General features: G+C 74.7%; 28 protein-coding genes. 18 read left to right on the top strand and 10 right to left on the bottom strand.

Annotated features, from left to right (window positions below; all coding sequences use genetic code 11):
• The first annotated feature begins 89 nt into the window (after window positions 1–89).
• Window positions 90–1,877 (top strand): SpoIIE family protein phosphatase, encoded by a 1,788-nt coding sequence (locus tag AC0IVP_RS16735; RefSeq protein ID WP_471757975.1) that lies wholly within the window; start codon window positions 90–92, stop codon window positions 1,875–1,877.
• A 66-nt stretch (window positions 1,878–1,943) separates the two neighbouring features.
• A complete protein-coding gene (locus tag AC0IVP_RS16730; RefSeq protein WP_471757973.1) occupies window positions 1,944–2,951 on the top strand; it encodes a DNA topoisomerase IB in 1,008 nt (335 codons plus the stop codon).
• 73 nt (window positions 2,952–3,024) lie between these two features.
• Here AC0IVP_RS16730 and AC0IVP_RS16725 read toward each other — a convergent pair whose 3' ends face one another.
• Both AC0IVP_RS16725 and AC0IVP_RS16720 read right to left on the bottom strand, forming a co-directional pair.
• Window positions 3,025–3,432 (bottom strand): STAS domain-containing protein, encoded by a 408-nt coding sequence (locus AC0IVP_RS16725; protein ID WP_056291050.1) that lies wholly within the window; start codon window positions 3,430–3,432, stop codon window positions 3,025–3,027.
• Between the two features lie 250 nt (window positions 3,433–3,682).
• Window positions 3,683–4,102 (bottom strand): hypothetical protein, encoded by a 420-nt coding sequence (locus AC0IVP_RS16720; protein ID WP_056291047.1) that lies wholly within the window; start codon window positions 4,100–4,102, stop codon window positions 3,683–3,685.
• A 109-nt stretch (window positions 4,103–4,211) separates the two neighbouring features.
• Between AC0IVP_RS16720 and AC0IVP_RS16715 the strand changes: the two genes are divergently transcribed.
• From AC0IVP_RS16715 to AC0IVP_RS16690, 6 genes are all read left to right on the top strand, one after another.
• A complete protein-coding gene (locus tag AC0IVP_RS16715) occupies window positions 4,212–4,739 on the top strand; it encodes a DUF1360 domain-containing protein (protein WP_471757971.1) in 528 nt (175 codons plus the stop codon).
• Between the two features lie 57 nt (window positions 4,740–4,796).
• Entirely contained in the window at window positions 4,797–5,804 is a 1,008-nt protein-coding gene (gene ku / locus AC0IVP_RS16710) for a non-homologous end joining protein Ku (protein ID WP_471757969.1), read from the top strand.
• A gap of 25 nt (window positions 5,805–5,829) precedes the next feature.
• Complete coding sequence (gene ligD / locus AC0IVP_RS16705) at window positions 5,830–6,756, top strand: non-homologous end-joining DNA ligase (RefSeq protein ID WP_471757967.1); 927 nt, start codon at window positions 5,830–5,832, stop codon at window positions 6,754–6,756.
• Window positions 6,753–7,649: a non-homologous end-joining DNA ligase gene (gene ligD / locus AC0IVP_RS16700; protein WP_471757965.1), complete on the top strand. Its 897-nt coding sequence runs from the start codon at window positions 6,753–6,755 to the stop codon at window positions 7,647–7,649. Before ligD (AC0IVP_RS16705) ends, ligD (AC0IVP_RS16700) begins: the two co-directional genes overlap by 4 nt.
• A 56-nt stretch (window positions 7,650–7,705) precedes the next feature.
• The gene (purU, locus tag AC0IVP_RS16695; RefSeq protein WP_471757963.1) at window positions 7,706–8,572 is read left to right on the top strand and encodes a formyltetrahydrofolate deformylase; all 867 of its coding nucleotides are present in this window, start codon (window positions 7,706–7,708) and stop codon (window positions 8,570–8,572) included.
• A gap of 100 nt (window positions 8,573–8,672) precedes the next feature.
• Window positions 8,673–9,950: an MFS transporter gene (locus AC0IVP_RS16690; RefSeq protein ID WP_471757961.1), complete on the top strand. Its 1,278-nt coding sequence runs from the start codon at window positions 8,673–8,675 to the stop codon at window positions 9,948–9,950.
• A gap of 35 nt (window positions 9,951–9,985) precedes the next feature.
• On the opposite strand, the gene AC0IVP_RS16685 is transcribed toward AC0IVP_RS16690, so the two are convergent.
• Window positions 9,986–10,921 (bottom strand): proteasome assembly chaperone family protein, encoded by a 936-nt coding sequence (locus AC0IVP_RS16685; RefSeq protein WP_082556603.1) that lies wholly within the window; start codon window positions 10,919–10,921, stop codon window positions 9,986–9,988.
• Between the two features lie 113 nt (window positions 10,922–11,034).
• On the opposite strand from AC0IVP_RS16685, the gene AC0IVP_RS16680 reads away from it, so the two are divergent.
• Window positions 11,035–11,289: a DUF3253 domain-containing protein gene (locus tag AC0IVP_RS16680; protein WP_056291098.1), complete on the top strand. Its 255-nt coding sequence runs from the start codon at window positions 11,035–11,037 to the stop codon at window positions 11,287–11,289.
• 13 nt (window positions 11,290–11,302) lie between these two features.
• Here the strand turns inward: AC0IVP_RS16680 and AC0IVP_RS16675 are convergent, their stop codons facing one another.
• The gene (locus AC0IVP_RS16675; protein WP_082556601.1) at window positions 11,303–12,625 is read right to left on the bottom strand and encodes an AI-2E family transporter; all 1,323 of its coding nucleotides are present in this window, start codon (window positions 12,623–12,625) and stop codon (window positions 11,303–11,305) included.
• Window positions 12,626–12,731: 106 nt separating this feature from the next.
• Between AC0IVP_RS16675 and AC0IVP_RS16670 the strand changes: the two genes are divergently transcribed.
• The 3 genes from AC0IVP_RS16670 (at window position 12,732) to AC0IVP_RS16660 (ending at window position 14,383) form a co-directional block, all read left to right on the top strand.
• The gene (locus tag AC0IVP_RS16670; RefSeq protein ID WP_056291033.1) at window positions 12,732–13,196 is read left to right on the top strand and encodes a PPOX class F420-dependent oxidoreductase; all 465 of its coding nucleotides are present in this window, start codon (window positions 12,732–12,734) and stop codon (window positions 13,194–13,196) included.
• Between the two features lie 69 nt (window positions 13,197–13,265).
• Window positions 13,266–13,862: a hypothetical protein gene (locus AC0IVP_RS16665; RefSeq protein WP_471757959.1), complete on the top strand. Its 597-nt coding sequence runs from the start codon at window positions 13,266–13,268 to the stop codon at window positions 13,860–13,862.
• Complete coding sequence (locus AC0IVP_RS16660) at window positions 13,859–14,383, top strand: hypothetical protein (RefSeq protein WP_471757957.1); 525 nt, start codon at window positions 13,859–13,861, stop codon at window positions 14,381–14,383. The genes AC0IVP_RS16665 and AC0IVP_RS16660 overlap by 4 nt, the downstream gene beginning before the upstream one ends.
• Window positions 14,384–14,420: 37 nt before the next feature.
• On the opposite strand, the gene AC0IVP_RS16655 is transcribed toward AC0IVP_RS16660, so the two are convergent.
• Window positions 14,421–14,771, bottom strand: a complete 351-nt coding sequence (locus AC0IVP_RS16655) for a winged helix-turn-helix transcriptional regulator (RefSeq protein WP_471757955.1) — start codon at window positions 14,769–14,771, stop codon at window positions 14,421–14,423.
• Window positions 14,772–14,956: 185 nt separating this feature from the next.
• On the opposite strand from AC0IVP_RS16655, the gene AC0IVP_RS16650 reads away from it, so the two are divergent.
• The gene (locus tag AC0IVP_RS16650; RefSeq protein WP_471757953.1) at window positions 14,957–15,796 is read left to right on the top strand and encodes an NmrA family NAD(P)-binding protein; all 840 of its coding nucleotides are present in this window, start codon (window positions 14,957–14,959) and stop codon (window positions 15,794–15,796) included.
• Window positions 15,797–15,898: 102 nt separating this feature from the next.
• On the opposite strand, the gene AC0IVP_RS16645 is transcribed toward AC0IVP_RS16650, so the two are convergent.
• Complete coding sequence (locus AC0IVP_RS16645; RefSeq protein ID WP_471757951.1) at window positions 15,899–17,452, bottom strand: helix-turn-helix domain-containing protein; 1,554 nt, start codon at window positions 17,450–17,452, stop codon at window positions 15,899–15,901.
• Between the two features lie 144 nt (window positions 17,453–17,596).
• Here AC0IVP_RS16645 and AC0IVP_RS16640 point away from each other — a divergent pair, with 144 nt between their 5' ends.
• The 4 genes from AC0IVP_RS16640 to AC0IVP_RS16625 are packed head-to-tail and all read left to right on the top strand — an operon-like array spanning window position 17,597 to window position 20,069.
• Entirely contained in the window at window positions 17,597–18,349 is a 753-nt protein-coding gene (locus AC0IVP_RS16640) for a dienelactone hydrolase family protein (RefSeq protein WP_471757949.1), read from the top strand.
• A 37-nt stretch (window positions 18,350–18,386) separates the two neighbouring features.
• Complete coding sequence (locus tag AC0IVP_RS16635) at window positions 18,387–19,190, top strand: pentapeptide repeat-containing protein (RefSeq protein WP_471757947.1); 804 nt, start codon at window positions 18,387–18,389, stop codon at window positions 19,188–19,190.
• Window positions 19,191–19,200: 10 nt separating this feature from the next.
• On the top strand, window positions 19,201–19,608 hold the full coding sequence (locus AC0IVP_RS16630) for an ankyrin repeat domain-containing protein (protein WP_471757945.1): 408 nt from the start codon (window positions 19,201–19,203) through the stop codon (window positions 19,606–19,608).
• A complete protein-coding gene (locus tag AC0IVP_RS16625; protein WP_471757943.1) occupies window positions 19,605–20,069 on the top strand; it encodes a WapI family immunity protein in 465 nt (154 codons plus the stop codon). Before AC0IVP_RS16630 ends, AC0IVP_RS16625 begins: the two co-directional genes overlap by 4 nt.
• 56 nt (window positions 20,070–20,125) lie before the next feature.
• Here AC0IVP_RS16625 and AC0IVP_RS16620 read toward each other — a convergent pair whose 3' ends face one another.
• The 3 genes from AC0IVP_RS16620 to AC0IVP_RS16610 are packed head-to-tail and all read right to left on the bottom strand — an operon-like array spanning window position 20,126 to window position 21,503.
• Window positions 20,126–20,563: a hypothetical protein gene (locus AC0IVP_RS16620; RefSeq protein WP_471757941.1), complete on the bottom strand. Its 438-nt coding sequence runs from the start codon at window positions 20,561–20,563 to the stop codon at window positions 20,126–20,128.
• A complete protein-coding gene (locus AC0IVP_RS16615; protein WP_056291016.1) occupies window positions 20,560–20,778 on the bottom strand; it encodes a hypothetical protein in 219 nt (72 codons plus the stop codon). Before AC0IVP_RS16615 ends, AC0IVP_RS16620 begins: the two co-directional genes overlap by 4 nt.
• A 53-nt stretch (window positions 20,779–20,831) precedes the next feature.
• Complete coding sequence (locus AC0IVP_RS16610) at window positions 20,832–21,503, bottom strand: polyamine aminopropyltransferase (RefSeq protein WP_471757939.1); 672 nt, start codon at window positions 21,501–21,503, stop codon at window positions 20,832–20,834.
• Between the two features lie 58 nt (window positions 21,504–21,561).
• Between AC0IVP_RS16610 and AC0IVP_RS16605 the strand changes: the two genes are divergently transcribed.
• Window positions 21,562–22,863 (top strand): MFS transporter, encoded by a 1,302-nt coding sequence (locus AC0IVP_RS16605; protein ID WP_471757937.1) that lies wholly within the window; start codon window positions 21,562–21,564, stop codon window positions 22,861–22,863.
• Window positions 22,864–22,896: 33 nt separating this feature from the next.
• Here AC0IVP_RS16605 and AC0IVP_RS16600 read toward each other — a convergent pair whose 3' ends face one another.
• The gene (locus AC0IVP_RS16600; RefSeq protein ID WP_471757935.1) at window positions 22,897–23,745 is read right to left on the bottom strand and encodes an SDR family oxidoreductase; all 849 of its coding nucleotides are present in this window, start codon (window positions 23,743–23,745) and stop codon (window positions 22,897–22,899) included.
• Between the last annotated feature and the right edge of the window lie 26 nt (window positions 23,746–23,771).

Genomic DNA, 23,771 nt, shown 5'->3' with positions numbered 1-23,771 from the left:
CACCCCCGGGTGGCCCGCCCGACCGACGTGCCCGACGGCACCCCCGTCGCGGTTGCCGGGTCCTGGGCGTTCGGGTGGGATGAGCCCAGATGAACGGCGTCCCGGGCAGCCCCCGTCCGACCGAGCTGCCTGCGCTGACCACCGCGCTCGAGGCGGCGCCCGTCGTCGTCTGGTGGTTCGTCCGCGACGACTCGGCGACCCCGGAGCTGCGGTGGGCCAACGCCGCCGGTCGGGCCCGGTCCGCGCTGCCGACGGTGGCGGGCCGGCCGCTGGCGGACCTGGTGGCCGACGTGCTGGCCGGCCGGGGCCCCAGTGTGCTGTCCGGCGCCGCCGACGGCGTGCCCGCGGTGGTGACGCTGACGCGGCTGGACCCGTCCGACCGCCCGGGGGTCCTGGTGCTGCTGCAGGAGCACCCGGCCGAGGTGGTCGCCCCCGACGTCGTCGACCGGGCCGCCCAGGAGGTCCTGCTGCCCACCTCGCTGCCGCTGCTGCCGGGCGCGCGGGTCACCGGCAGCTACTCCCGGGCCGGGCGGCCCAAGGCCGCCGGCGGCGACTGGTACGACGCGGTGGCGGTCGGTGGCGGCCGGCTGGCCCTGGTCGTCGGCGACGGCGTCGGCAGCGGGCTCACCGCCACCTCGGCGATGGCCAGGCTGCGCGGCGCCTGGCTGGCCGAGGTGCGCCGCGACCCCGGCCCGGCCGCCGTGCTGGGGGCGCTGGAGGCCCTGGCCGTCGACATGGACGACGTCCGGGGGTCCTCGCTGTGCCACGTGCTGCTGGACGCCGGCACCGGGGAGCTGTGGTGGGCCGCGGCCGGGCACCCGCCGCCGTTCCTGGCGCGCCCCGACGGCTCGGTGGAGCGGCTGACCGCCGACCCGCGCCCGCCGCTGGGCTCCCGGTACGCCGAGCCGGTGCAGGTCCACACGGCACGGCTGGCCGAGGACGGCGCCCTGGTCCTGGTCTCCGACGGGGCGCTGCACGTCCCCGACCGCACGCCCGAGGACTGCTGGGCCGCGCTGTCCGCGGCCGCCGTGACGGCGCTGCGGGACGGCGAGGACGAGTCGGGCCTGGCCGGCCGGGTCGCGGGCGCGGTGCTGCCCGCCACCGGGGCCGACGACGACGTCGCGGTCCTCGCGGTGCGCCGCTCGGGCGCCGTGCGCCCGGTGCACCTGGACCTGCTCGCCGTGCCGAGCTCGCTGCCCGCCGTCCGCCGGGCCCTGGGCGCCTGGCTGGCCGCGGTGGGTCTGGGCGCCCAGGAGGTGGTGGCCGTGCAGGTCGCGGTGGGGGAGGCCTGCGCCAACTCCGTCGAGCACGCCTACCCCGCCGACGCCCCGGGCCGGCTCTGGCTGGACGCCCGGGCCGACGACGACGGCACGCTGACCGTCGTCGTCCGGGACGCCGGCCACTGGCGCACCCCGGACGAGGACCCCGGCGACCGCGGCCGGGGGCTGCTGATCATGCGCCAGCTCAGCAGCGACGTGGTGGTCGACGCCGCTGCCGGGGGCACCACGGTGACCCTGCGGGTGCCGTTGCGCGGACTGCTCGACGACGTCCCGGAGGAGACCGACGGGGTCGACGCCGCCGTGGTGGACCGCAGCGGCGGCATCCCGACGGTCACCGTCACCGGTGCCCTGGACACCGCGGCGGCCCCCGGGCTGCGGATCCGGCTGCTGGAGGCCTCCCGCGGTGGCGCGGTGCCGGCCCGGCTGGACCTGCGCGGGGTCACCGAGCTCAGCTCGGCCGCGGTGTCGGTGGTGCTGGAGATCGGCCGGGTCGGGCACGGCGAGGGCTGGGAGCTCGAGGTGTGTGCCCCGACGGGGTCGATGGTCCGGCACGTGCTGGACCTGGCCGGCGTCCCTGCGGTGGCCGTCCTCCTCTGACCCGACCGGACGACGTCGTCCGGTGAGCTGGTTTGGACGCCGCGTCCGTTGCGCACCCGAGGGCGGGTGAGACTGCGGCGCAGCGACGTGCACCGGGCGGGCTGGACCCGTCGGCGGGCCGGACGGGGCTGGGCGTTCTACGACGAGGACGGCTCGCTCATCCGGGACGAGCGGGCCGACCGGCTCCGGTCCCTGGCGATCCCGCCGGCCTGGCGTGACGTGTGGATCTGTCCCTGGCCCAACGGCCACATCCAGGCCGTCGGCACCGACGCTGCCGGACGGCGGCAGTACCGGTACCACGACGAGTGGCGGGTCAAGCGGGACGCCGCCAAGCACGAGCGGGTGCTGGAGATCAGCCACCAGCTGCCCGACGTCCGCGACGAGGTGGCCGCGGCACTGCGCCGGCGCGGGCTGACCCGGGAACGGGTGCTGGCCGCCGGTGTGCGGCTGCTGGACCTGGGCGCCTTCCGGGTGGGCAGCGAGCAGTACGCCGAGGACAACGGCACCTACGGGCTGGCGACGTTGCGCCGGGAGCACGTCGAGGTCCGCGGCACGACCGTGGCCTTCCACTACCTGGCCAAGGGCGGCAAGCAGCGCGAGATCGAGGTGACCGACGCCCCCACCGCCACCGTCGTCCGGCAGCTGCTGGAGCGGCCCGCGGACACCGGTGAGGAGCTGTTGGCCTGGCAGGACGACGACGGCGGCTGGCACGACGTCACCAGCGACGAGGTGAACGCCTACCTCAAGGAGGTCTCCGGGGCGGAGATCACCGCCAAGGACTTCCGCACCTGGAACGCCACCGTGCTGATGGCCGTGCTGTTGGCCGAGCAGGAGCCGCCGAGGTCGCGGACCGGGCGGCAGAAGGCGCTGCGGTCTGCCTACGTGGCGGTGTCGGACCAGTTGGGCAACACCCCGACGGTGTGCAAGCAGAGCTACGTCGACCCGCGGGTGGTGGACCGGTTCGAGCACGGCGAGACGATCGCGGAGGCGCTGGCGGAGGCGGCCGGCGCGCAGGACGACCGGGAGCGCCAACGTCGGATCGAGCTGGGCGTCTGCCAGCTGCTGTCGGCCTGAGACCGGCAGAGCAGGTCCCGCAGACGACGACGGGCGCCCCACCGGCTGGTGGGGCGCCCGTCGTCGCGGTGCGCTACTTGGCGCCGTTGCCGTCCACGATGGTGAACAGGTCGATGAGGCCGGTGACCTCCAGCGGGCGGGTGACCGCCCGGGTGGAGGCGACGAGCTTGAGCCCCACGTCGCGGGAGCGCGCGGACTTCTGGGTCTCCACCAGCACGGCCAGACCGGCGGAGCCCAGGAACTGGACGCCGCACAGGTCGATGACCAGCTCGGACGGCTGCTGCTCCAGCTGGGTGTCCAGGCTGGCGCGGAGCACGGGAGCGGTGAAGGTGTCCACCTCGCCGACGACCGTCACCGTGACGCCACCGTCGGCGTCCGTGGACGTCGACAGGGTGATGACGTCGTCGAAGGGAGCGTCGGCGGTGTCGGTGGGAGCCGACGCGTCGCGCTGTCCCTCGGCGGGCAGGTCAGATGAGGTCACGGACTGCAGCTCCTCTCAGCAGCGAGCCCGACGGGCACGCATCAGCCACCACAACGTACCGGTCGTGGTGGCGTCCGACTCCTCGGCCCTGGTGGGGAGTCCGAGAAGTCGGGCGGTTCGCCCGGGCGACGCCCGGACGTCCTTCGGCAGCTGGCTGCTCAACCGCCGCGGCGACCCTAGACACAGGCGCACCCCTCCCACAACTCGTGCGGGAGGGGTGCGGCGGGACGGGCGCGCGGGGGAGGTGCGGTCAGTCCGCGACGGGGTGGACGGCCTGCTCCTCGGGGCCGTCGCCACCGATGGCGCCGGTGTCGGAGGCGAGGACGTCGTCACCGACGGTGTCGGTGCCGGAGTCGTCCAGCGGGTCGGCGTCGGCGTCCTGGTCCAGCTGGGGGGCGGTGTGGTCGGGGTCCTCCGCCGGGCGCACGCCGGGGTCGACGTCGACGTCGGGGACCTCGCGGTCCAGGCGGCCGTCGAGGGACTCGCCCTCGGACTGCTCGGCGGCGGTGGTGCCGAAGTCGACGCTGGCGTTGGCGCGCTCGGCGCCCATCTCGGGGGCGAACTGGGGGTCCTCGGCCGCGGCGGCCTCGGGGGTGTCGTCGGCGATCTCGGGGATGCCGTCGTCCTCGGGGAACACGTCGCGGGCGGTCTGGCCCTCGGGCTGGGTCATGGGTGTGTCCTCCGTCGGTGCAGATGCAGCTGATCAGCTGCTGCCCTACCCGGCAGCGCCGCTGGCATGCACCCGGTGTCCACCCGGGGACGAGGGGTAGCGGCCCAGCATGTCCGTCACCTCCACCGTCACCGACTGGGCCCGCGCGCAGCAGCGCGACTACGCGCACGGCGGGCAGCGCCCCCTGGGCGGTCTGCTCGGGGCCATGGGCGTCTACGGCGCCGTGACCGCGGCCGGCGCGGCCGCGGTGCGCGCCTCGGGTCGCCCGCTGCCCGACCGGATCCCGGTCGGCGATGCGCTGCTGCTCACCGTGGCCACGTTCCGGCTGGCTCGCACCGTCGCCAAGGACCCGATCACCAGCCCGCTGCGGGCACCGTTCACCAGCTACCGGGGCACGTCCGGCGAGGCCGAGGTCGCCGAGGAGATCCGCGAGCACGGGGGGTGGAAGCACGCCGTCGGCGAGCTGGTCACCTGCCCCTTCTGCCTGGCCCAGTGGATCGGCACCGGCTTCGTGCTCTCCTGGGTCGCCGCGCCGCGGGCCACCCGGCTGGCCGGGCTGGTGATGACCACGGTCGCCGGCGCCGACGTGGGCCAGTTCCTCTACGACCGGCTGCAGTCCGCAGCGACGGGGGACTGACCCCTCCGGGGTGGTCTCGGGCTGCCGCAGGGCCCGGACCGCCCCTACCCTGTGATCTTGCGCGCCCGTGCGGGGCGCGCGGTGAGCGAGGAGGCGACCGTGCGGTCGATCTGGCGTGGTGCGGTCTCCTTCGGGCTGGTCTCGATCGCGGTGAAGCTGTACTCGGCCACCGAGGACCACGACGTGAAGTTCCACCAGGTGCACGCCACCGACGGCGGCCGGGTGAAGTACCGCCGGGTCTGCTCGGTGGACGGCGAGGAGATCGAGTACCGGGACATCGCCAAGGGCTACGAGCTGCCCGGCGGCCAGCTGGTCGTGCTCACCGACGCCGACATGGACGAGCTCCCGCTGGGCAGCAAGCACGAGATCGAGGTGCTGCAGTTCGTCGACCAGTCCGAGATCGACCCGGTGCACTTCGAGAAGACCTACTACCTGGAGCCCGAGGGCACCGCGACCCGCCCCTACGTGCTGTTGCGCTCCGCGCTGGAGAACGCCGGCCAGGTCGCGATCACCAAGATCGCCATCCGGCAGCGCGAGTCGCTGGCGGCGCTGCGGGTCCGGGACGGCGTCCTGGTGCTGCACACCATGCGCTGGCCCGACGAGATCCGGGCACCGGAGTTCGGGTTCCTGGACGAGGACGTCACCGCCAAGCCGGCCGAGCTGGCCATGGCCGAGTCGCTGATCTCCACCATGAGCGGCACCTTCGACCCGACGGCGTTCACCGACGACTACAAGGAGGCGATGGCGGCGCTGCTGGAGGCCAAGCAGGCCGGTGGCGACGTCGTCCGTCCCGAGGAGTCCGCGGAGGACGAGGACGACGGCTCGGTGGTCGACCTCATGAGCGCGCTGCGGCGCAGCGTGGAGAAGGCCGGCAAGAAGCCCGCCGCCGACGACGGTGCCGACGCGTCCGCGGAGGAGGCCCCGGCGGAGAGGGCACCCGCGAAGAAGGCACCCGCGAAGAAGGCCGCGGCGAAGAAGGCCGCGCCGGCCAAGAAGGCCCCGGCCAAGAAGGCCCCGGCCAAGAAGGCCCCGGCCGAGAAGGCCGCCGCGTCCAAGTCCGCCTGAGGTGGTCGACGAGGGCACGCGGCCGATGCTGGCGGTGGCCGGGGAGCTGCCGGCCACCGACGACGGCTGGGCCTACGAGTTCAAGTGGGACGGCGTGCGGGTGCTGGCCCACGTCGCCGGCGGGCAGCTCCGGCTCCGGGCCCGCAGCGGCACCGACGTGACGCAGCGCTACCCCGAGCTGGCCGCGCTGCCGGCGTCGCTGGCCGACCGGGACGCGGTCCTGGACGGCGAGGTGGTGGCCCTGGACGCTCTCGGCCGGCCGGACTTCGGGCTGCTCCAGCAGCGCATGCACCTCACCGGCCCGGAAGTCGCCCGCACCGCGCGGAGGGTGCCGGCGTCCTACTTCGTGTTCGACCTGTTGGCGCTGGACGGGACCTCGCTGCTGGACCGGCCCTACCGGGAGCGCCGGGAGCTGCTGGACACCCTCGAGCCCACGGCCCGGCGGTGGTCCCCGACCCCGTGGTTCGACACCGACGGTGCCGGGGTGCAGGCGGCCAGCCGGGAGCACGGGCTGGAGGGCGTGGTCGCCAAGCGGCTGGCTTCCCCGTACCGGCCCGGGGGCCGGGGCCCGGAGTGGCTGAAGATCAAGAACGTGCAGCACCAGTCGGTGGTGGTCGGCGGCTGGCGCCCGGGCAACGGGCGCCGCGCCGGCGGCATCGGCTCGCTGCTGGTCGGGGTGCAGGGGCCGGCGGGCCTGCGCTACGCCGGGCGGGTGGGCACCGGCTTCACCGACCGCGCGCTGCGCGAGCTCGCCGGTCAGGTCGCCGCCCGGTCGACGTCCCCGTTCGCCGGGGAGGTGCCCGCCGACGTCGTCCGCGAGGCGCACTGGGTGGAGCCCGAGCTGGTGGGCGAGGTGGTGTTCGCGGGGTGGACCGGCGACGGCCACCTGCGGCACCCCGCCTGGCGCGGGCTGCGCGAGGACGTGGCGCCGGCCGAGGTGGCGCCGGAGTGAGCCGCCAGCGGGTGTCCATCGCGGGCCGGCAGCTCGAGGTCTCCAACCTGGACAAGGTGCTGTACCCGGAGGTCGGCTTCACCAAGGCCGAGGTGATCCAGTACTACGTGCAGGTCGCACCGGTGCTGCTGCCGCACCTGGCCGGCCGGCCGGTCACCTTCACCCGCTGGCCGCACGGGGTCGAGGGCGCCTCGTTCTTCGAGAAGAACAACGCCCGGCACGCCCCGGCCTGGGTGCGGCACGTCGTGGTGCCGGCGCCGGGGTCCACCAAGGACCGCGAGACGCTGGACATGGTGCTGCTCACCGACGTCCCCGACCTGGCCTGGTCGGCGAACCTGGCCGCGCTGGAGCTGCACGTCCCGCAGTGGCGGGTCGACGAGGACGGCGTGCCGCAGCTGCCCGACCTGCTGGTGCTCGACCTGGACCCGGGGCCGGGCACCGGCGTGGCCGAGTGCGCCGCCCTGGCGCTGCGGTTGCGCGAACGGCTGGTGGACGACGGCCTGGACCCGGTGGTGAAGACCTCGGGTTCCAAGGGGCTGCAGGTCTACGCGCCGGTCCGCTGCACCGACCCCGACCACCCCTCGCGGTACGCCAAGGCGCTGGCCCAGGCGCTGACCGAGGAGACCCCCGACGAGGTCGTCTGGCGGATGGAGAAGGTGCTGCGGCCCGGGAAGGTGCTGGTCGACTGGAGCCAGAACAACACGGCCAAGACGACGGTCGCGCCCTACTCGCTGCGGGCCCGGGCCGGTGCGACGGTGTCCACGCCGGTGACCTGGGAGGAGCTCGACGACGCGGCCTCGCTGGTCTTCGACACCGCGGCCGTGCTGGACCGGGTCGAGCAGCTCGGCGACCTGTTCGACGTCGGAGACCGGCACCGGGCCGACCTGCCCTGACCGGCGCCCCGGCCTGAGCGCCCCGTCGGCCCGGCCACCTGGGAGGATGTCCAGCCGTGTCCGCTCCCTCCCTGACCGATCTCGGCCGTCTCGTCGTCCGCTGCCCCGACCGCCCGGGCATCGTGGCCGTGCTGTCCCGGCTGATGGCCGACGCCGGCGCGAACATCACCGACTCCCAGCAGCACAGCTCGGACCCCTCCGGGGGCACGTTCACCCTGCGGCTGGAGTTCGTGCTGGCCGACCTGGCTGTCCGCCGCGCGGAGCTGGAGGCCCAGCTGACTGCCCTGGCGGGGGAGTGGCAGCTGACCTGGCGGCTGGTGCTGGCCGACGAGCGGCCCCGGCTGGCGGTGTTCGTGTCGAAGACCGACCACGTGCTGCAGGAGCTGCTCTACCGGGTCTCCGCCGGTGACCTGCGCGCCGAGATCGCCGTGGTCATCTCCAACCACCCCGACCTCGAGCCGGTGGCGGCCGCGCACGGCGTCCCGTTCCACCACGTGCCGGTGACCCCAGCGACCAAGGCCGAGGCCGAGGCCCGCGCACTGGAGCTGGTCGGGGACTGCGACCTCGTGGTGCTGGCCCGCTACATGCAGATCGTGTCGCCGGGGTTCTGCGCCCGGTTCCCGGAGCGGCTGATCAACATCCACCACAGCTTCCTGCCGGCCTTCGTCGGCGCGAACCCCTACCAGGCCGCCGCCGACCGGGGCGTGAAGCTGATCGGCGCCACCGCGCACTACGTGACCGCCGAACTCGACGCCGGGCCGATCATCGAGCAGGAGGTGGCCCGGATCGACCACCGCGCCACCGTCGAGGACATGCGCCGGGTGGGCCGCTACGTCGAGCGCCAGGTGCTCGCCCAGGCCGTGACCTGGCACGTCGAGGACCGGGTCATCGTGGACGGCGCGAAGACCATCGTCTTCGCCTGAACTGCCCGGCTGCACGTTCCCGGTCAGCGGAAGCGCGGACTGGCGGGACGCACAGCGGGGGCCCAGGGTCGGCGGGTCAGCGTCGACGTCTGGAGGACCCGTGTCCACTCCCACCCGTACCGCGCCCGGCGCGGTCACCCGGGCCGCCGGCTGGGTGGCCCCGCTCTGCTGGGTCGCCGTGCTGCTCGACGGGTTCGACCTCGTCGTGGTCGGCACCGTCGTCCCCACCCTGCAGACGCCGGAGGTCTGGGGGCTGACGGCGGCCGGCGCGACCGCCGTCATCACCGCCGGGCTGGTCGGCATGACGATCGGGGCGCTGTCCATCGGCGCGCTCACCGACGTGGTCGGGCGGCGCAAGGCGCTCATCGGTGCGGTGATCGCGTTCTCGTTGCTCACCCTGGCCTGTGCCGCGGCGCCGAACGCCTGGGTGTTCGGCGGCCTGCGCTTCCTCGCCGGGATCGGGCTGGGCGGCTGCCTGCCGACGGCGATCGCGCTGGTCAACGAGTTCTCCCGGCGGGCCGGGCGGGCCACCACCACCGTGATGACCGGCTACCACGTGGGCGCCGTGGCGACCGCCGCGCTGGCGATCGTGGTCGTCGAGCCGATCGGCTGGCGCTGGATGTTCGTCATCGGTGCACTGCCGGCCCTGGTGCTCGTGCCGCTGATGGTCGCGCACCTGCCGGAGTCGCCGTCCTACCTGGTCGCGCACGGCCGGCGGGCCGAGGCCGAGCAGGTCGCCTCGGCGTACGGCCTGGCGCTGGAGGACCCGACGGCCGCGCCCGAGCCGACCTCGGCCGGGACGACGGTGCGCACGCTGTTCTCCCCGGCGTACCGCAGGACGACGCTGGCCATCGGCGTCACCTCGTTCATGGGCCTGCTGCTGGTCTACGGGCTCAACAGCTGGCTGCCCACCATCATGCGCGAGGCAGGCTACGACCTGGGCGCCGCGCTGGCCTTCCTGCTGGCGCTGAACCTGGGCGCCGTCGCCGGGCTGTTGGTCGCCGGCCAGGTGGCCGACCGGATCGGCTCCCGGCGGGCCGGGATGGCCTGGTTCGCCGCCGGCGCGGTGTTCCTGGCGCTGTTGTCGATCCGGCTGCCCCTCGCCGGGATCTACGCGATGGTCTTCCTGACCGGCTGCTTCGTGTTCAGCGCCCAGGTGCTGGTCTACGCGTTCACCAGCTCCAACCACCCGCCGCACGTGCGGGCCACCGCGCTGGGCTGGTCGGCCGGTGTCGGCCGGGTGGGGGCGATCTCCGGCCCGCTCATCGGCGGGGCGCTGCTCGGGGCCGGGATCGCGTTCCCGTGGGGGTTCTACGTCTTCGCCGCCGTCGGGGTCGCCGGTGCGCTGGCCTTCGCCCTCACCCGCGCCCGCGACTGAGCGGTCCGCCAGGGCCCCGGACGGGCGGCCGCGGCTCAGTCGCCGCGGTTGCCCCGACGGTCCTGCTCGGCCAGGAACGCCTCGATCTGGTCGCCCAGCTCGTCACCGGTGGGCACCTCGCCCGAGGAGCCCAGCAGGCCGGTGCCCTCCCGGGCGGCGGAGAAGCTGTCGAACTGCGCCTCCAGCTGGGCCACCACCGCGGTGTTCTCCTCCGAGCGGCCGATCTGCTCGTCGATCTCGGTGCGGTTGGCCTGCGCGGCCTCGGCGAGCGCCTCGGTGGGCAGGGTGAGCCCCGACAGCGTCTCCAGGTGCTCCAGCAGCGTCAGCGAGGCCGCGGGGTAGGTGGCCTGGGCCAGGTAGTGCGGCACGTGGGCGGCGATGCCCAGGGCGTCCACCCCGGCCTCCCCGGCCCGCAGCTCCAGCAGGGCACCGGCGCTGCCCGGGATGCGCATCTCGCCCCAGTACACGGGGTAGGTGGCGATCAGCTCCCGGCGCGTGGCGTGCGCGGTGACCGTGACCGGCCGGGTGTGCGGCACCGGCATCGGGATGGCCTGCAGCATCACCATCCGGGTGACCCCGAGCTGCTCGACCAGGCCCAGCACGGACTGCGCGAAGCGCTCCCAGGCGAAGTCCGGCTCGGTGCCGTGCAGCAGCAGGAACGGCGTGCCGCTGTCGTCCTCGACGGAGTACAGCGTGATCTCCGGGGCCGCGAAGGACTCGTAGTGGTCACCGGAGAAGGTGATCCGCGGCCGGTGGCCCCGGTAGTCCACCAGCGCGTCGGCGTCGAAGCGGGCCACGACCTCGTGCGGCAGGCTGGCCAGCAGGTGCGACCCCGCCAGCGCGCCGGCGTGCGCGGCGTCGAACTCCCCGGCCAGGTCGTGCACCAGCACGAGCTCGTCGGCGGCGGTGCGCTCGACGAGCAGCTGCGCCTGGGGCGTGAGCTCGACGAGGTCCTCGGGACTCAGCGGCACGGTGGGGTCCCTCCTGGGGTACGACGGTCTGTCCCTGCAGCCCCGGGAGGACCCGGGGCATTCCCATGGTGCCCCCGCTGGCGCCCCGGACGGGGGAGGGTGACGCTCACGGGGTGAGCGAGACCCCCGACGCCGCGCTGGAGCGGACCATCGGCGAGCTGCTGGACGCCCGCGCGTCGACGTCGTCCATCTGCCCCTCGGACGCGGCGCGCGCGCTCTCCCCGGACGACTGGCGGGACCTCATGCCCGCCGCCCGGGCGGCCGCCGGGCGGCTGGCGGCGCGGGGCGAGGTGCAGGTGACCCAGCGGGGTGAGGTGGTCGACGTCGCCACCGCCCGCGGGCCGGTCCGGGTGCGCCGGCCCCGCTGAGCCGGCGCCGTCCTCAGTCCTGGACGGGTGCCTTGCTCATGGTGAGCCGGGCGCCGTCGGCGTCCCCGACGATCTCGGGCACCCGGCCCTCCTCGTCGCGTTCGGGGTGCCGGCCGTCGAGCTGGTCGCGGGCGTAGCGGTAGCCCACCGCGATCAGCGCGGCGACGGGGACGGCGAGGAACGCGCCGATGATGCCGGCCAGGCTGGACCCCGCCGTGACCGCCAGGATCACGACGCCGGCGTGCAGCTTGAGCCCGCGGCCCTGCAGGATCGGCTGCAGGACGTTGCCCTCGATCTGCTGCACCAGGACGACGACGACCAGCACCCACAGTGCGGTGCCGAACCCGTTGCTCACCAGGGCGATGAGGACGGCGAAGCCGCCGGCGACGAAGGCACCGATGATCGGGATGAACGCGGCGAAGAAGGTGATCACGGCCAGCGGGAGCACCAGCGGGACGCCGAGGACGAGCAGCCCCAGCCCGATGCCGGCGGCGTCGATGAAGCCGACCAGTGCCTGCTGCCGGATGAACTCCGACAGGGTGCGCCAGCTCTGGTGGGACAGCTCGGCGACGTGCGGGGCCGCCCGGGGGCCGGTCTGCGCGGCCAGCCAGGGCAGGAAGCGGGGGCCGTCCTTGAGGAAGAAGAAGGTCAGCACCAGGGCCAGCACCAGGTTCACGACGCCCGTGCCGATCGCGCTGGCGCCGGTGAGTGCGAAGTTGGCGATGTCGCCCGCGCTGGACTGCAGCTGGTTGATGGCCTGGTCGACGTAGCTGCCGATCTGCTCCTCGCCCAGGTCGAACGGCGGGCCGGACAGCCAGTCCTGGACGCTCTGCAGGCCCGAGCTGACCCCGTCGGCGAGCTCGTTCACCTGGGAGACGACGGGCGGTGCGATGGCGGCGATGATGCCGACGAAGGCGGCCAGGAAGAGCACGACGGTGGTGAGCGCGGCCAGCGCGGGCGGGAACTTGGCCCGGCGCAGCAGCTTGGCCAGCGGCCACATGACGGTGGAGAACAGCAGGCCCAGCACGACGGGGAGCAGGACCGGGGCCCACAGCACCCCGAGCACGTAGCCCACCACGACGACCGCCCCGGTGATCAGCAGCAGGCGCCAGGAGAAGGTGGCCATCACCCGGGTGGCCGCGCTCAGCCGGGCCGAGCGCTCGGGGGACGGGGCCGGTGCGGTGGTCTCCGAGGGCGGCTCGCCGGAGTCGTCGTGGAAGTCCGCCGGGGGGACCTTGGTGGATCCGGTGTGGGCGGACCCCGTGTGGGCGGACCCCGTGTGCTCCGCTGACCCTGCCGGGTCGACGCTCTCGTCGTCGTGCTGTGCGTCGGCCATGCCGGAATCCCAACACAGACCGGGGACCCGCACACGCGGACGCCCCCCGGAGGTGGCGGGGCCCACGGTGGGGCGGCTGTCGGACCCTCGTCGTAGCGTCGACGCCATGCCGAAGACCGCCACCGCCGACCGGGTCGACCGCGACGGCCTCCTCGCCTTCCTGCGCCCGCGTCACAAGGCCCTGCTGATGACCCGCCGCGCCGACGGGGAGCCGCAGATCTCCCCGGTCAGCTGCGGGGTGGACAGCGAGGGCCGGATCGTGGTGTCGACCTACCCGCAGCGGGCGAAGACGAGGAACGCCAAGCGCGACGGACGGGTCACCGTGGTGGTGCTCTCCGACGACTTCGACGGCCCCTGGGTCCAGGTCGACGGCACCGCCGAGGTGCTGGACCTGCCCGAGTCCGTGGAGCCCCTGGTCGAGTACTTCCGCTCGATCAGCGGCGAGCACCCGGACTGGGACGAGTACCGCGAGGCCATGGTGCGTCAGGGCAAGTCGCTGATCCGGGTGACGCCGGTCCGCTGGGGGCCGGTCGCCACGGGTGGGTTCCCGCCCGAGGCCGACGCCGGCTGAGCCTGCGACGTCGGTGGCCGCCAAGGCACAGGCCTTGCTCCGCTCGAGGCAAGCTGTCATCCTTTCCTGGTGCCGTACGTCATGACCGTCGACCAGCGCGACAGCCGTCGGGGTGCCGACCGGGTCGCCGGGGTGCTCGCCGCCCTGGCCGACGTGCCCGTGGTGCTCGGCTTCGAGCGGACCGCCGGCGACGAGTTCCAGGGCGTCCTCGACGACCCGCACGTGGTGGTGTCCGTGCTGGCCCGGCTGGTCCGGGACGGCGGGTGGAGCATCGGCATCGGCGCCGGGCCGGTCGCCACCCCGCTGCCGGAGTCCACCCGGGCGGCCACGGGGTCGGCGTTCCTGCGCGCCCGCCGCGCTGTCGACGCCGCCAAGCAGCGCCCCTCACGGGTCGCCGTCCGCGGTGAGGACGCCGAGGCCGCCGCCGACGCGCAGGCCGTGGCCACCGCGCTCACCGTGCTGGTGCAGCGGCGCAGCCCCCAGGCGTGGGAGGCCGTCGACCTGGTCGAGGCCGGGCGCACCCAGGCCGAGACCGCCACCGAGCTGGGGGTCAGCCGGCAGGCGGTCGGGCAGCGGCTGGCCGCGGGGCTCTGGGAGACCGAGCGCGACCTGCACCTCCCGTTGGCCCGCCTGCTGCGCCGCGCCGTGGGTCGGGGACGGGCGTGACGGTGCTCGCGTTGGTGGCGCTGGGGCTGACCCCGCTGCTGGGCGGGGTCGTGCTGCTGGGCCGCCGGGAGCGGGGGCGCCGTCCGTGGGGTGCGCTCTCGCTGGTCGCCCTGCTGGCCGTGAGCGCCACGCTGGCCTGGGGCGCCGGACCGGCCGGTGACGGGGTCGCCGCAGCCGGGGCGGTGGTCGCGGTGCTGGCCGCGGGCCTGGGGGGCGGCCCGGTGGCCACGGCAGTGCTCACCGCCGCCGACCCGACCCGGGCGTCGGCGGCCGGGGGAGTGGGCGACCCGGAGGTGCTGCGCGGTGGGGCCTGGATCGGGGTGCTCGAGCGGGTGGCGGTGGCCGCCACGCTGCTGGCCGGCTGGCCCGAGGGGCTGCCGGTGGTGCTGGCGGTGAAGGGCCTGGGCCGCTTCGCCGAGCTGAAGGCGTCGGCGGCCGCCGAGCGCTTCATCATCGGCACCCTGACCAGCGTCCTGTGGTCGGTCGCGTGCGCCGGCGTCGCGGTGCTGCTGACCCGGTAGGGCACCCGTGCCCGGGTCGGTCGCCCGGGCGCCGCCGTCAGGCGGGGGCGCCGACCTCCGGGCGGAAGGTGCTCTCCGGGACCGACAGGGCCCAGGCGTTCATCGCGGTCAGCACGGGCCGCAGCTCCTGGCCGATGGGGGTCAGCTCGTACACCACGCGCGGCGGGATCTCGGCGTAGGCGGTCCGGGTGACCAGGCCGTGGGCGGTGAACCTGCGCAGCCGGTTGGTCAGGGTGTGCCCGCTGATGCCCGGGAGCTGGTCCCGCAGCTCGGTGAACCGCCGCGGGCCGTGCATGAGCTCCCGGATGATCAGCGTCGCCCAGGGACCGTCGAGCAGGGTCAGGAACCGGGCGATCCCGCACTCGGGGAGGCAGAGGTCGTCGTCCACGTGCCCACGGTAGTGCGCCTTGCGCACCAACGGCGGACCGAGCACCTCCGTGGGGGTCGAGGTCGCATGCGGGCTGCGGACCGCCGGCCGATGACCGTGTGACATTCGTCTTCCTCCACCCCCGGGGTCGATTCCGCCCTTCAGTGCACTTGATGTGACTGGGGCAAGCCGTGCACCAATGGGCCATGACCTACATCGTGCACGGCGCCACAGGCGCTCAGGGAGCCCCCGTCCTCGCCGCCCTCACCGCGGCCGGGCACTCCGCCGCGGCCGCGGTCCGAGACGTCAGCAGGGTGTCCGGCGCACCGGCCGTGGGCATCGACAACGAGGACCCCGACTCGCTCGCCGCTGCCTACCGGGGTGCTGCGGGCGTCTTCGTTCACCTGCCGTTGGGGTCCCCGGACCAGCAGATGGCCTACGCCCGGGCCATCGCCGTTGCGGTGGAGCGGGCCCGGCCCGCCCGGGTCGTGGTCTCCACGAGCGGCTACCCCTTCGGTGCCGCCGGCGCACCGACACCCCTCGACGTCCTGATCGACGGTCTGGGAGCCAGCGGCGTCTCGCACGCGGTCCTCGCACCGGTCATGTACCTGGAGAACCTGCTCCTGCCCCCCGTCGTGCAGGGCATCCGGGACGACGGCGTCCTGCGCTACCCGATGCGTACGGACTACGCCATCTCCTGGTCCTCGCACCTCGACGTCGCCCAGGTCGCCCTCCGGCTGCTGAACGACGACACCACCGGCGTCGTGCGGGTGGGCGCGCTCCCCGGGCAGGTCGGGAGCGACCTCGCCGCGGACTTCGCCGCCCACCTCGGCCGCGAGGTGGTCTTCGAGAGCATCACCCCGGCGGCGTTCGGCGAGATGATCATCCCGCTGTTCGGCGAGGCCGGCTCGCGACCGGTCATCGAGGCCTACGCCTGGCGGCTGGGTCAGCCCGGCGACGTCGTACCCGAGGAGCTCTCGGCACAGCGCCGCCTGGGGCTCTCGCCGCGGCCCGTGCAGACCTGGTTGTCCGACATGGCCGTCTGACCCCCGTCCGGGCCGACGGGACCCCAGTGGGTCCCGTCGGCCGGTCGGTCGGCGCTCAGCTCGTGCAGGTGCTCAGCCCGTGCGGGCTCGGCTGGTGAGTGCTCAGTGGAAGACCTCGATCTGGGCGCCCATCTCGACCAGCCGCTCGTACAGGTGCTCGTAGCCGCGGGCGATGATGTCCACGTTGCGCAGCACCGAGTCCCCCTTGGCCGCGAGCATGGCCAGCAGGATGCAGACCGCCGGGCGCAGTGCGGGCGGGCACACGATCTCGGCCCCGGACCAGCGGGTGGGCCCGGTGACCAGCACCCGGTGCGGGTCCAGCAGCCGGACGTCGGCGCCCAGCCGGGTCAGGTCGGACAGGTGGATCGCGCGGTTGTCGTAGACCCAGTCGTGGATCAGGGTGCCGCCGGTCGCGGTCGCCGCGATGACGGCGAAGAACGGCAGGTTGTCGATGTTGAGGCCCGGGAAGGGCATCGGGTGCACCTTGTCGATGGGCGCCTTGAGCTCCGAGGGGTGGATGGTGACGTCCACCAGCCGGGTGCGGCCGTTGTCGGCCGGGTACTCCGCGGAGAGGTCGTAGCGCAGTCCCATCTCCCCGAGGATGGCCAGCTCGATCTCCAGGAACTCGATCGGCGCGCGGCACACGGTCAGCTCGGAGCCGGTGACGATGCCGGCAGTGAGCAGGCTCATGGCCTCGACCGGGTCCTCGGAGGGTGTGTAGTCGACCTCGGCGTCGAGCACGGTGCGCCCGTGCACGACCAGGGTGGTGGTGCCGAAGCCGTCGATCCGGACGCCGAGCAGCTCCAGGTACAGGCACAGGTCCTGGACCATGTAGTTGGAGCTGGCGTTGCGGATCGTGGTGCGCCCGTCGTGCCGGGCGGCGGCCAGCAGGGCGTTCTCGGTGACGGTGTCCCCGCGCTCGGTGAGCACGATCGTGCGGTCGCGGGCCTCGGGCTCGGTGACGGTGGCCTGGTACTCCCCGGCGTGCGCCTCGATCTCCAGCCCGAAGTGCCGCAGCGCGATCATGTGCGGCTCGATGGTGCGGGTGCCCAGGTCGCATCCGCCGGCGTAGGGCAGCCGGAAGTCGGGCTCCCGGTGGATGAGCGGGCCCAGGAACATGATGATGCTGCGGGTCCGGCGGGCGGCGTCGGCGTCGATGGCGGCCAGGACCAGCTGCTCGGGGACGACGATGGTCAGGTCGCGGCCGGCGTCGTCCCAGGTGGCGACGACGCCGATGGAGCGCAGCACGTCCAGGATGCGCTCGACCTCGACGATCCGGGCCACGTTGCGCAGCGTCGTCGTCCCGCGGTTGAGCAGCGAGGCGCACAGCAGGGCGACGGCGGCGTTCTTGCTGGACTTGACGGTGACCGAGCCGGCCAGCGGGCGGCCGCCGGTGACGCGCAGGTGGGTGGGACCGGCGGGGCTGCTGCCGGGGCCCACGGAGATCAGCTCGCTGTCCAGGGCCGCGGAGAGCCGGCCCAGCAGCTCCAGGGTCAGGTTCTGGTTGCCCTGCTCGATCCGGGCGATGGCGCTCTGGCTGGTGCCCAGCCGCTCGCCGAGCTGGGTCTGGGTCAGCCCGTGGTGGCGCCGGGCGTCGCGCACGAGGGCGCCGATCTGGCGGAGGGACTGACCGGTGGCTTCTTCGGTGAGGGACATCGACTGGGACCGTATCTCGCCTGTGAGACGGGTGCGGGCGTCCCGGGCCGGTGTCCGGCAGGCACCGGTTGCGTCGTCGTGGAGCCCCCGGGTCGGCCCCGACCCGGCCGGGCGGGAGGCGTCGTCCGGGGGTAGGAAGCAGGCATGTGCCACGACCACGACAGCCGCCCGCCCGCACCGCCGCGCAGCGGGGACGTCGCCGAGCGCGGCACCCTCACGCTGACCGCCACCGACGGCACCGCGTTCTCCGCCGCCTTCGCGGCTCCGGCGGCGGCTCCGCGGGTCGGCGTGGTGGTGCTGCCCGACATCCGCGGCCTGCACCCCTACTACGTGGCCTTGGCGGAGCGGTTCGCCGAGGCGGGGCTGCCCGCGGTCGCGATCGACTGGTTCGGCCGGACGGCGGGTCTGGCGGCCACCGGGACCCGGGAGGAGGACTTCGACTGGCAGACCCACGTCCCGCAGACCACCGAGGCCGGGGTGGACGCCGACGTCACGGCGGCCGTGGAGTACCTGCGCAGCCGGACCCGGGCGGACCTGCCGGTGGTCACCGTCGGCTTCTGCTTCGGCGGCAGCCACTCCTGGCGGCAGTCCGGTGGGGACCTGGACCTGGCCGGCTGCGCCGGCTTCTACGGACGCCCGGCCCTGGTCGGGGACGCCGCCGACCGCGCCGCCAAGCCGGTGGTGATGCTCATCGCCGGCGCCGACCAGGCCACCCCGGTCCAGGAGCAGCAGGAGCTGGCGCAGCGGATGCGGGACGCCGGTGCCGACGTCGACGCGGTGGTCTACGACGGTGCCCCGCACTCGTTCTTCGACCGGTCCTCGCAGGAGTGGGCCGCGGCGTGCGAGGACGCCTGGGAGCACGTGCTTCGGCTGACGGACCGGGTGGCCGCCCCCTGAGCGCGGGGCGGGGCCGGGCCGGCGGCAGGATCGGGCGGTGACCGATCCGCTGCGCGCCGACTGCGCGTCCTGCGCCGCACTGTGCTGCGTCGTCCCGGCGTTCGCCCGGGGAGCGGACTTCGCGCTGGACAAGCCCGCCGAGACCGCCTGCCCGAACCTGGCTGCCGACGACCGGTGCGGCATCCACCCAGTACTGCGCGAGCGCGGGTTCCCCGGGTGCACCGTCTACGACTGCTTCGGCGCCGGGCAGCACGTCACCCGGGCCGTCTTCCCGGGCCTGGACCGCCGGGACCGCACCGTCCTGCACCAGGTCGCCACGGTGTTCCCCGTCGTCCGGGCGCTGCAGGAGCTGCGCTGGCTGGTCCGCGCGGCCCGCGCCCTGGAGGTCCCGGCGGCGCTCGCCGCCGACCTCGCGGACGCCGACGACGAGCTGTCCCGCCGGGTCCAGGGCACCCCGGAGCAGCTGCGTGGGGTCCCGGTCGACGTCGTCCGGGCGCGGGTGAACCCGCTGCTGACCCGGGCCAGCGAGCACGCCCGCCGCTCGGTGCGCCGCCCCCGTGACCTGCGCGGAGCGGACCTGGTGGGTGCCGGGCTGGCCGGTGCGGACCTGCGCGGGGCGAGCCTGCGCGGGGCGGTGCTGCTGGGGGCCGACCTGCGCCGGGCCGACCTGAGACTGGCCGACGTCACCGGTGCCGACACCCGGGGCGCCCGGCTGGAGGGCGCCGACCTGCGCGGCACGCTCTTCCTCACCCAGGCGCAGCTGGACGCCGCCCGGGGGGACGCAGCCACCCGGCTGGAGGGGGCGCTGCTCCACCCCGCGCACTGGGCACCCGCTGCCTAGGCTCGGCGGGGTGAGCGAGCAGACCCCCGAGATCGACCCCGGCGTCATCGAGCTGGCCGGCCGGGTGTTCGACATGGCCCGGGAGGGGCGCACCGAGGACCTGGCGGGCTACCTGGACGCGGGGGTGCCCGCGAACCTGACCACCAGCAAGGGCGACACCCTGCTGGTGCTGGCCGCCTACCAGGGCCGGGCCGACACGGTGGCCCTGCTGCTGGCGCGGGGGGCGGAGCACGACCGGGTCAACGACCGCGGGCAGACCGCGCTCGCGGCGGCGGTCTTCCGGCAGTCCCCGCAGACGGTCCGGGCCCTGCTGGACGCCGGCGCCGACCCCGACCACGGGCAGCCGAGTGCCCGGGCGACCGCGCTGTTCTTCGAGCTGCCGGCGATGGCTGCCGTGCTGGAGCAGCACGGCCGGTGAGGCTGACCTCCTGGGACGGCGCGTGGCTGGACCTGCGCGTCCTGCGCCGGCAGGCACTGGAGCTGCGCGCGGTCGAGCTGGACCGGCCGGACTGGTCGGACACCTGGGTCGTGGTGCGCGGCGAGGTGCGTACGACCGACGGCCGGCACTGGGTCTTCCGCGAGCCGTGCCTGACCCCGTGGGAGGCGCAGCGGCTGGGTTCCTGGCTGCGCGCCGTGGGTGAGGCGCCCGACGGCCTGGTCGGCGAGGGCCTGGTGTTCCGCGAGCCGGAGCTGTCCTTCGTGCTGGACGCCGCCCGGGAGGACCGCAGGCTGCTGCGGGCGCACCTGGCCGGGTCGGCGGCCTGGGCGGACCCGGTGAGCGGCCGGCTCCTGGGGGGAGGCGTCCCCCTGGACGTCACCGCCGAGGACCTGGCGCTCGCGGCGCACGAGTGGACCCGTGAGGTGGAGGACAGCGCCTGAGGGAGCCTGCGTGAGGGCGGCCGCACGGTGCTGCGTGCGGCCGCCCTCGTCCCGGGTCAGCGTCGGCGCAACGCCCGCAGGACGAGCAGACCGGCCAGCGCCAGGACGACCGGACGCCACGGCACGGGCTCCCGGACGACGGTGGCGGCCAACGTGCGGGGGGAGCCGAAGCGCACCGCCCGGGAGCCGGTCAGCCCACGACCCAGCCCCGAGTCCACGCCGCGACCCAGCTCGGCCACCCGGCCGCCGGGCCCGGTGACGTCGAGGTGCAGACCGGCGTCGGCCAGCGCCCCGGCGAGCCCACCGAGGGCACGGGGACCGCTGCCGACGGTCACGCCCACCGGCCAGGGCACCGACGCGGCCGAGCGCCACAGCGCGACCGGGTCCGACGCGGTCAACGTCAGGTCGGTGCCGTCCCCGGTGAGCCGGGCCTGCCGGCCGTCGACCGTCAGGACCAGGTCGGCCCGGACGTCGAACCGGGAGGGGCCCGTCATCCCTGCGAGACGCCCTCCGCGGTGGTGATCCGCAGCGTGCCGTTGAGCTTCCAGGTCGCGCGGGGGGCGTCGGCACCGATCTCGCGGGGCACCTCGACGGTCATGTCGACGAACTCGTAGTTGATCGCCGCGCCCTTGCCGGTCAGGTAGGACCACATCTCCTTGCCGAGGTCGGCGAAGGTGCGGGTCTCGTTGGTGTCACTGGGAGAGGTCATGACCCCTTGAGTGACCCCGGTGACCGAGTCCAAACGCCGGATGTGCGTGACGTTTACGCTGATCGGCGCACCAACACCAGGGCGTACTCGAAGACCCGGCCCTCCCGCTCCACCGGCAGCACCAGCTGCTCGGCGTCCACGGCCCCGGGCAGCGCGGCGAGCCGGTGCAGCAGGGTGGGTGCCGGGTCGGCCGACCAGACCGCCAGCACCCCGCCGGGCCGGACAGCGCCCAGCGCCCGGGCCAGACCCGCGGGGGAGTACAGGCCGGCGTTCGAGGCGTGCACCAGGAAGTCCGGGCCGTTGTCGACGTCGAGCAGCACGGCGTCGAACCCGTCGGGGCTGAACGCCGCGGCGACGTCGCCGGCGACCAGTTCCAACCGCGGGTCGCCCACCCGCCGCAGGCCCGGGAGCAGCCCCTCGACCGCCCACCCGATGAGCGCGTCCTCGAGCTCGACGACCAGCACCTCGGCCACGCCGGGGGTCGCCAGCACCGTCGCCGTGGTCCAGCCCAGCCCCAGCCCACCGACCAGCACGGCCAGCTCGGCGCCGTCGATGCGGGCCAGCGCCTCCGTGGCCAGCGCACGCTCGGTGGAGGTCTCCACGTCGTCCATCGCGAAGACGCCGTCCACGACGAGCTCGGTCACCGTCGCGCCGTCCTCGGTGGTCCGCCGCCAGAGCGCCACCTCGCCGTGCGGGCCCGCGACCCGGCCCAGTTCCTCGCGCACGACCGTGATCCTGCCGTGCCCGGGAATGCGGGGGGCCCGGGCGGTGTAGACCAGGTACGTGACCCCTCGCCGCGCCTACGTCGTCTGGGCGGTGGGGCTGGCCGCCTACACGGTCGCCGTCTTCCAGCGCGCCTCCCTGGGCGTCGCCGCCGTCGACGCCCAGGAGCGGTTCTCGGCCGGCGCCTCCGCGGTGAGCCTGTTCCTGGTGCTGCAGCTGGTCGTCTACGCCGGCCTGCAGGTGCCCGTGGGCGTGCTGCTGGACCGTTTCGGTTCCAAGGCGCTCATCGCGGCCGGGGCGGTCACGATGGCCGCCGGGCAGCTGCTGCTGGCGGTGGCCAGCGACGTCCCGACGGCGGTCGCGGCCCGGGTGCTGGTCGGCGCCGGGGACGCGATGACCTTCATCAGCGTGCTGCGGGTGGTCACCCTCTGGTTCCGCGGACCGGTGGTCCCGGTCGTCACCCAGCTCACCGGCATCCTGGGCCAGCTCGGCCAGATCGCGGCCGCCTACCCGCTGGTGCTGGCCCTGCACCACACCAGCTGGACGACGACGTTCCTCGGCGCCGCCGCGATCGGGGTGCTGGTGGCGGTCCTGGTGGTGGCGGCACTGGCCGACGCGCCGCCCGGGACCCCGGTCGCCCCGGTCGCCGGCTGGGCCGAGATCCGGCAGAACGTGGCCGGCGCCTGGCACGAGTCCGGCACCCGGATCGGGCTGTACAGCCACCTGGTCACTCAGTTCTCCGGCACCGTCTTCGCGCTGCTGTGGGGGTACCCGTTCCTGGTGCTCGGGCAGGGCCTGTCCGCCGGCACCGCGGCGGGGCTGCTGTCCCTGCTCGTCGTCGTGGGCATGCTGGTCGGCCCGCTGCTGGGCAAGCTGTGCGGCCGCTGGCCGCTGCGCCGCTCGGTGCTGGTCTTCGGCATCGCCGGGCTGACCACGACCGCGTGGACCGTGGTCCTGCTGTGGCCCGGCCGGGCGCCGCTGTGGCTGCTGGTGGTGCTCGTCGTCGTGCTGGCCACCAACGGGCCGGGCTCGATGATCGGCTTCGACTACGCCCGCACCTGGAACCCGGTCACCCGGCTGGGCAGCGCCACCGGCGTGGTCAACATCGGCGGGTTCGCGGCGTCCCTGCTCACCGTGCTCGCGGTCGGCGCCGTGCTGGACGCGATGACCCCGGGTGCCTCCACCGACTACGACCTGTCGGCGTTCAAGGCGGCGTTCAGCGTGCAGTACCTGTTCTGGGTCATCGGGCTGGTCGGGGTGCTCAAGCACCGCCGGGTGCTGCGCGAGCGCCTCACCGGGGACGGGGTCGTGCTCACCCCGCTCTACACCGCGATGCGCAGCCGGGTCGGCCGCCGCCGCTGACCGCGGCAGCGGGCAGCTCCGGGCCGGGCAGCGTCAGGCCGGGTCGACGAACCAGTCGGTCTGCGGGTCCTCGCCGCCGCCGTAGACCGACAGGTCGGTGATCCCGGCCGCGCGCAGCACGTCGTCGTCGACGAACGTGCGGCCGGTCGGCCGGGACGGGTCGGTGAGCAGTGCGACCGCGGCGTCGCCCATGACCTCGGGGTCGCGCGAGCGGCTGGCCAGCTCCTCGCCGCCGATGACGTTGACGACGGCGGCGGTGGCGATCGTGGTCCGGGGCCACAGGCAGTTGGCCCGCACGCCCTGACCGGCGAGCTCCGCGGCGAACCCGAGGGTCAGCAGGGTCATCCCGTACTTGCTCAGCGTGTAGGCCGGTGCCATGCCCAGCCACTGCGGCGCCAGGTCGATCGGCGGGGACAGCGTGAGGACCTGGGCGTCGGGGGAGGCGGCCAGGTGCGGCAGTGCCGTCCTGGTCAGCAGCCAGGTGCCCCGGCTGTTGACCTGCTGCATGAGGTCGTACCGCTTGGCCGACAGCTCGGCGGTGGGGGTCAGGTTCAGCGCGCTGGCGTTGTTGACCACGATGTCGAGCCCGCCGAAGGTCTCGATCGCGGTGGCGACGGCTCGCTGCACGTCGGCCTCCTCGCGGACGTCGCCGACCACGGCCACCGCCCGGGCCCCGGTCTCCCGGCCGGCCTCGGTGATCTCCTCCACCGCGGTGTGCACGGTGCCGGGCAGCCGCGGGTCGGGCTGGTCGGTCTTGGCCAGCAGCACGCTGTTCGCGCCGCGCCGGGCGGCGGCGACCAGGATGGCCAGCCCGATGCCGCGGCTGCCTCCCGACATCACGATCGTGCGGCCGGTCAGGTCGGGGGTGCCCGGGGTGCTCACGGCCACGGACGCTACCAGTCAGCGGT

It is taken from the genome of Klenkia sp. AC732, from assembly GCF_979256525.1.
Note: the sequence above shows the minus strand (reverse complement) of the source record. Positions and strands in the feature narration are given on the sequence as shown.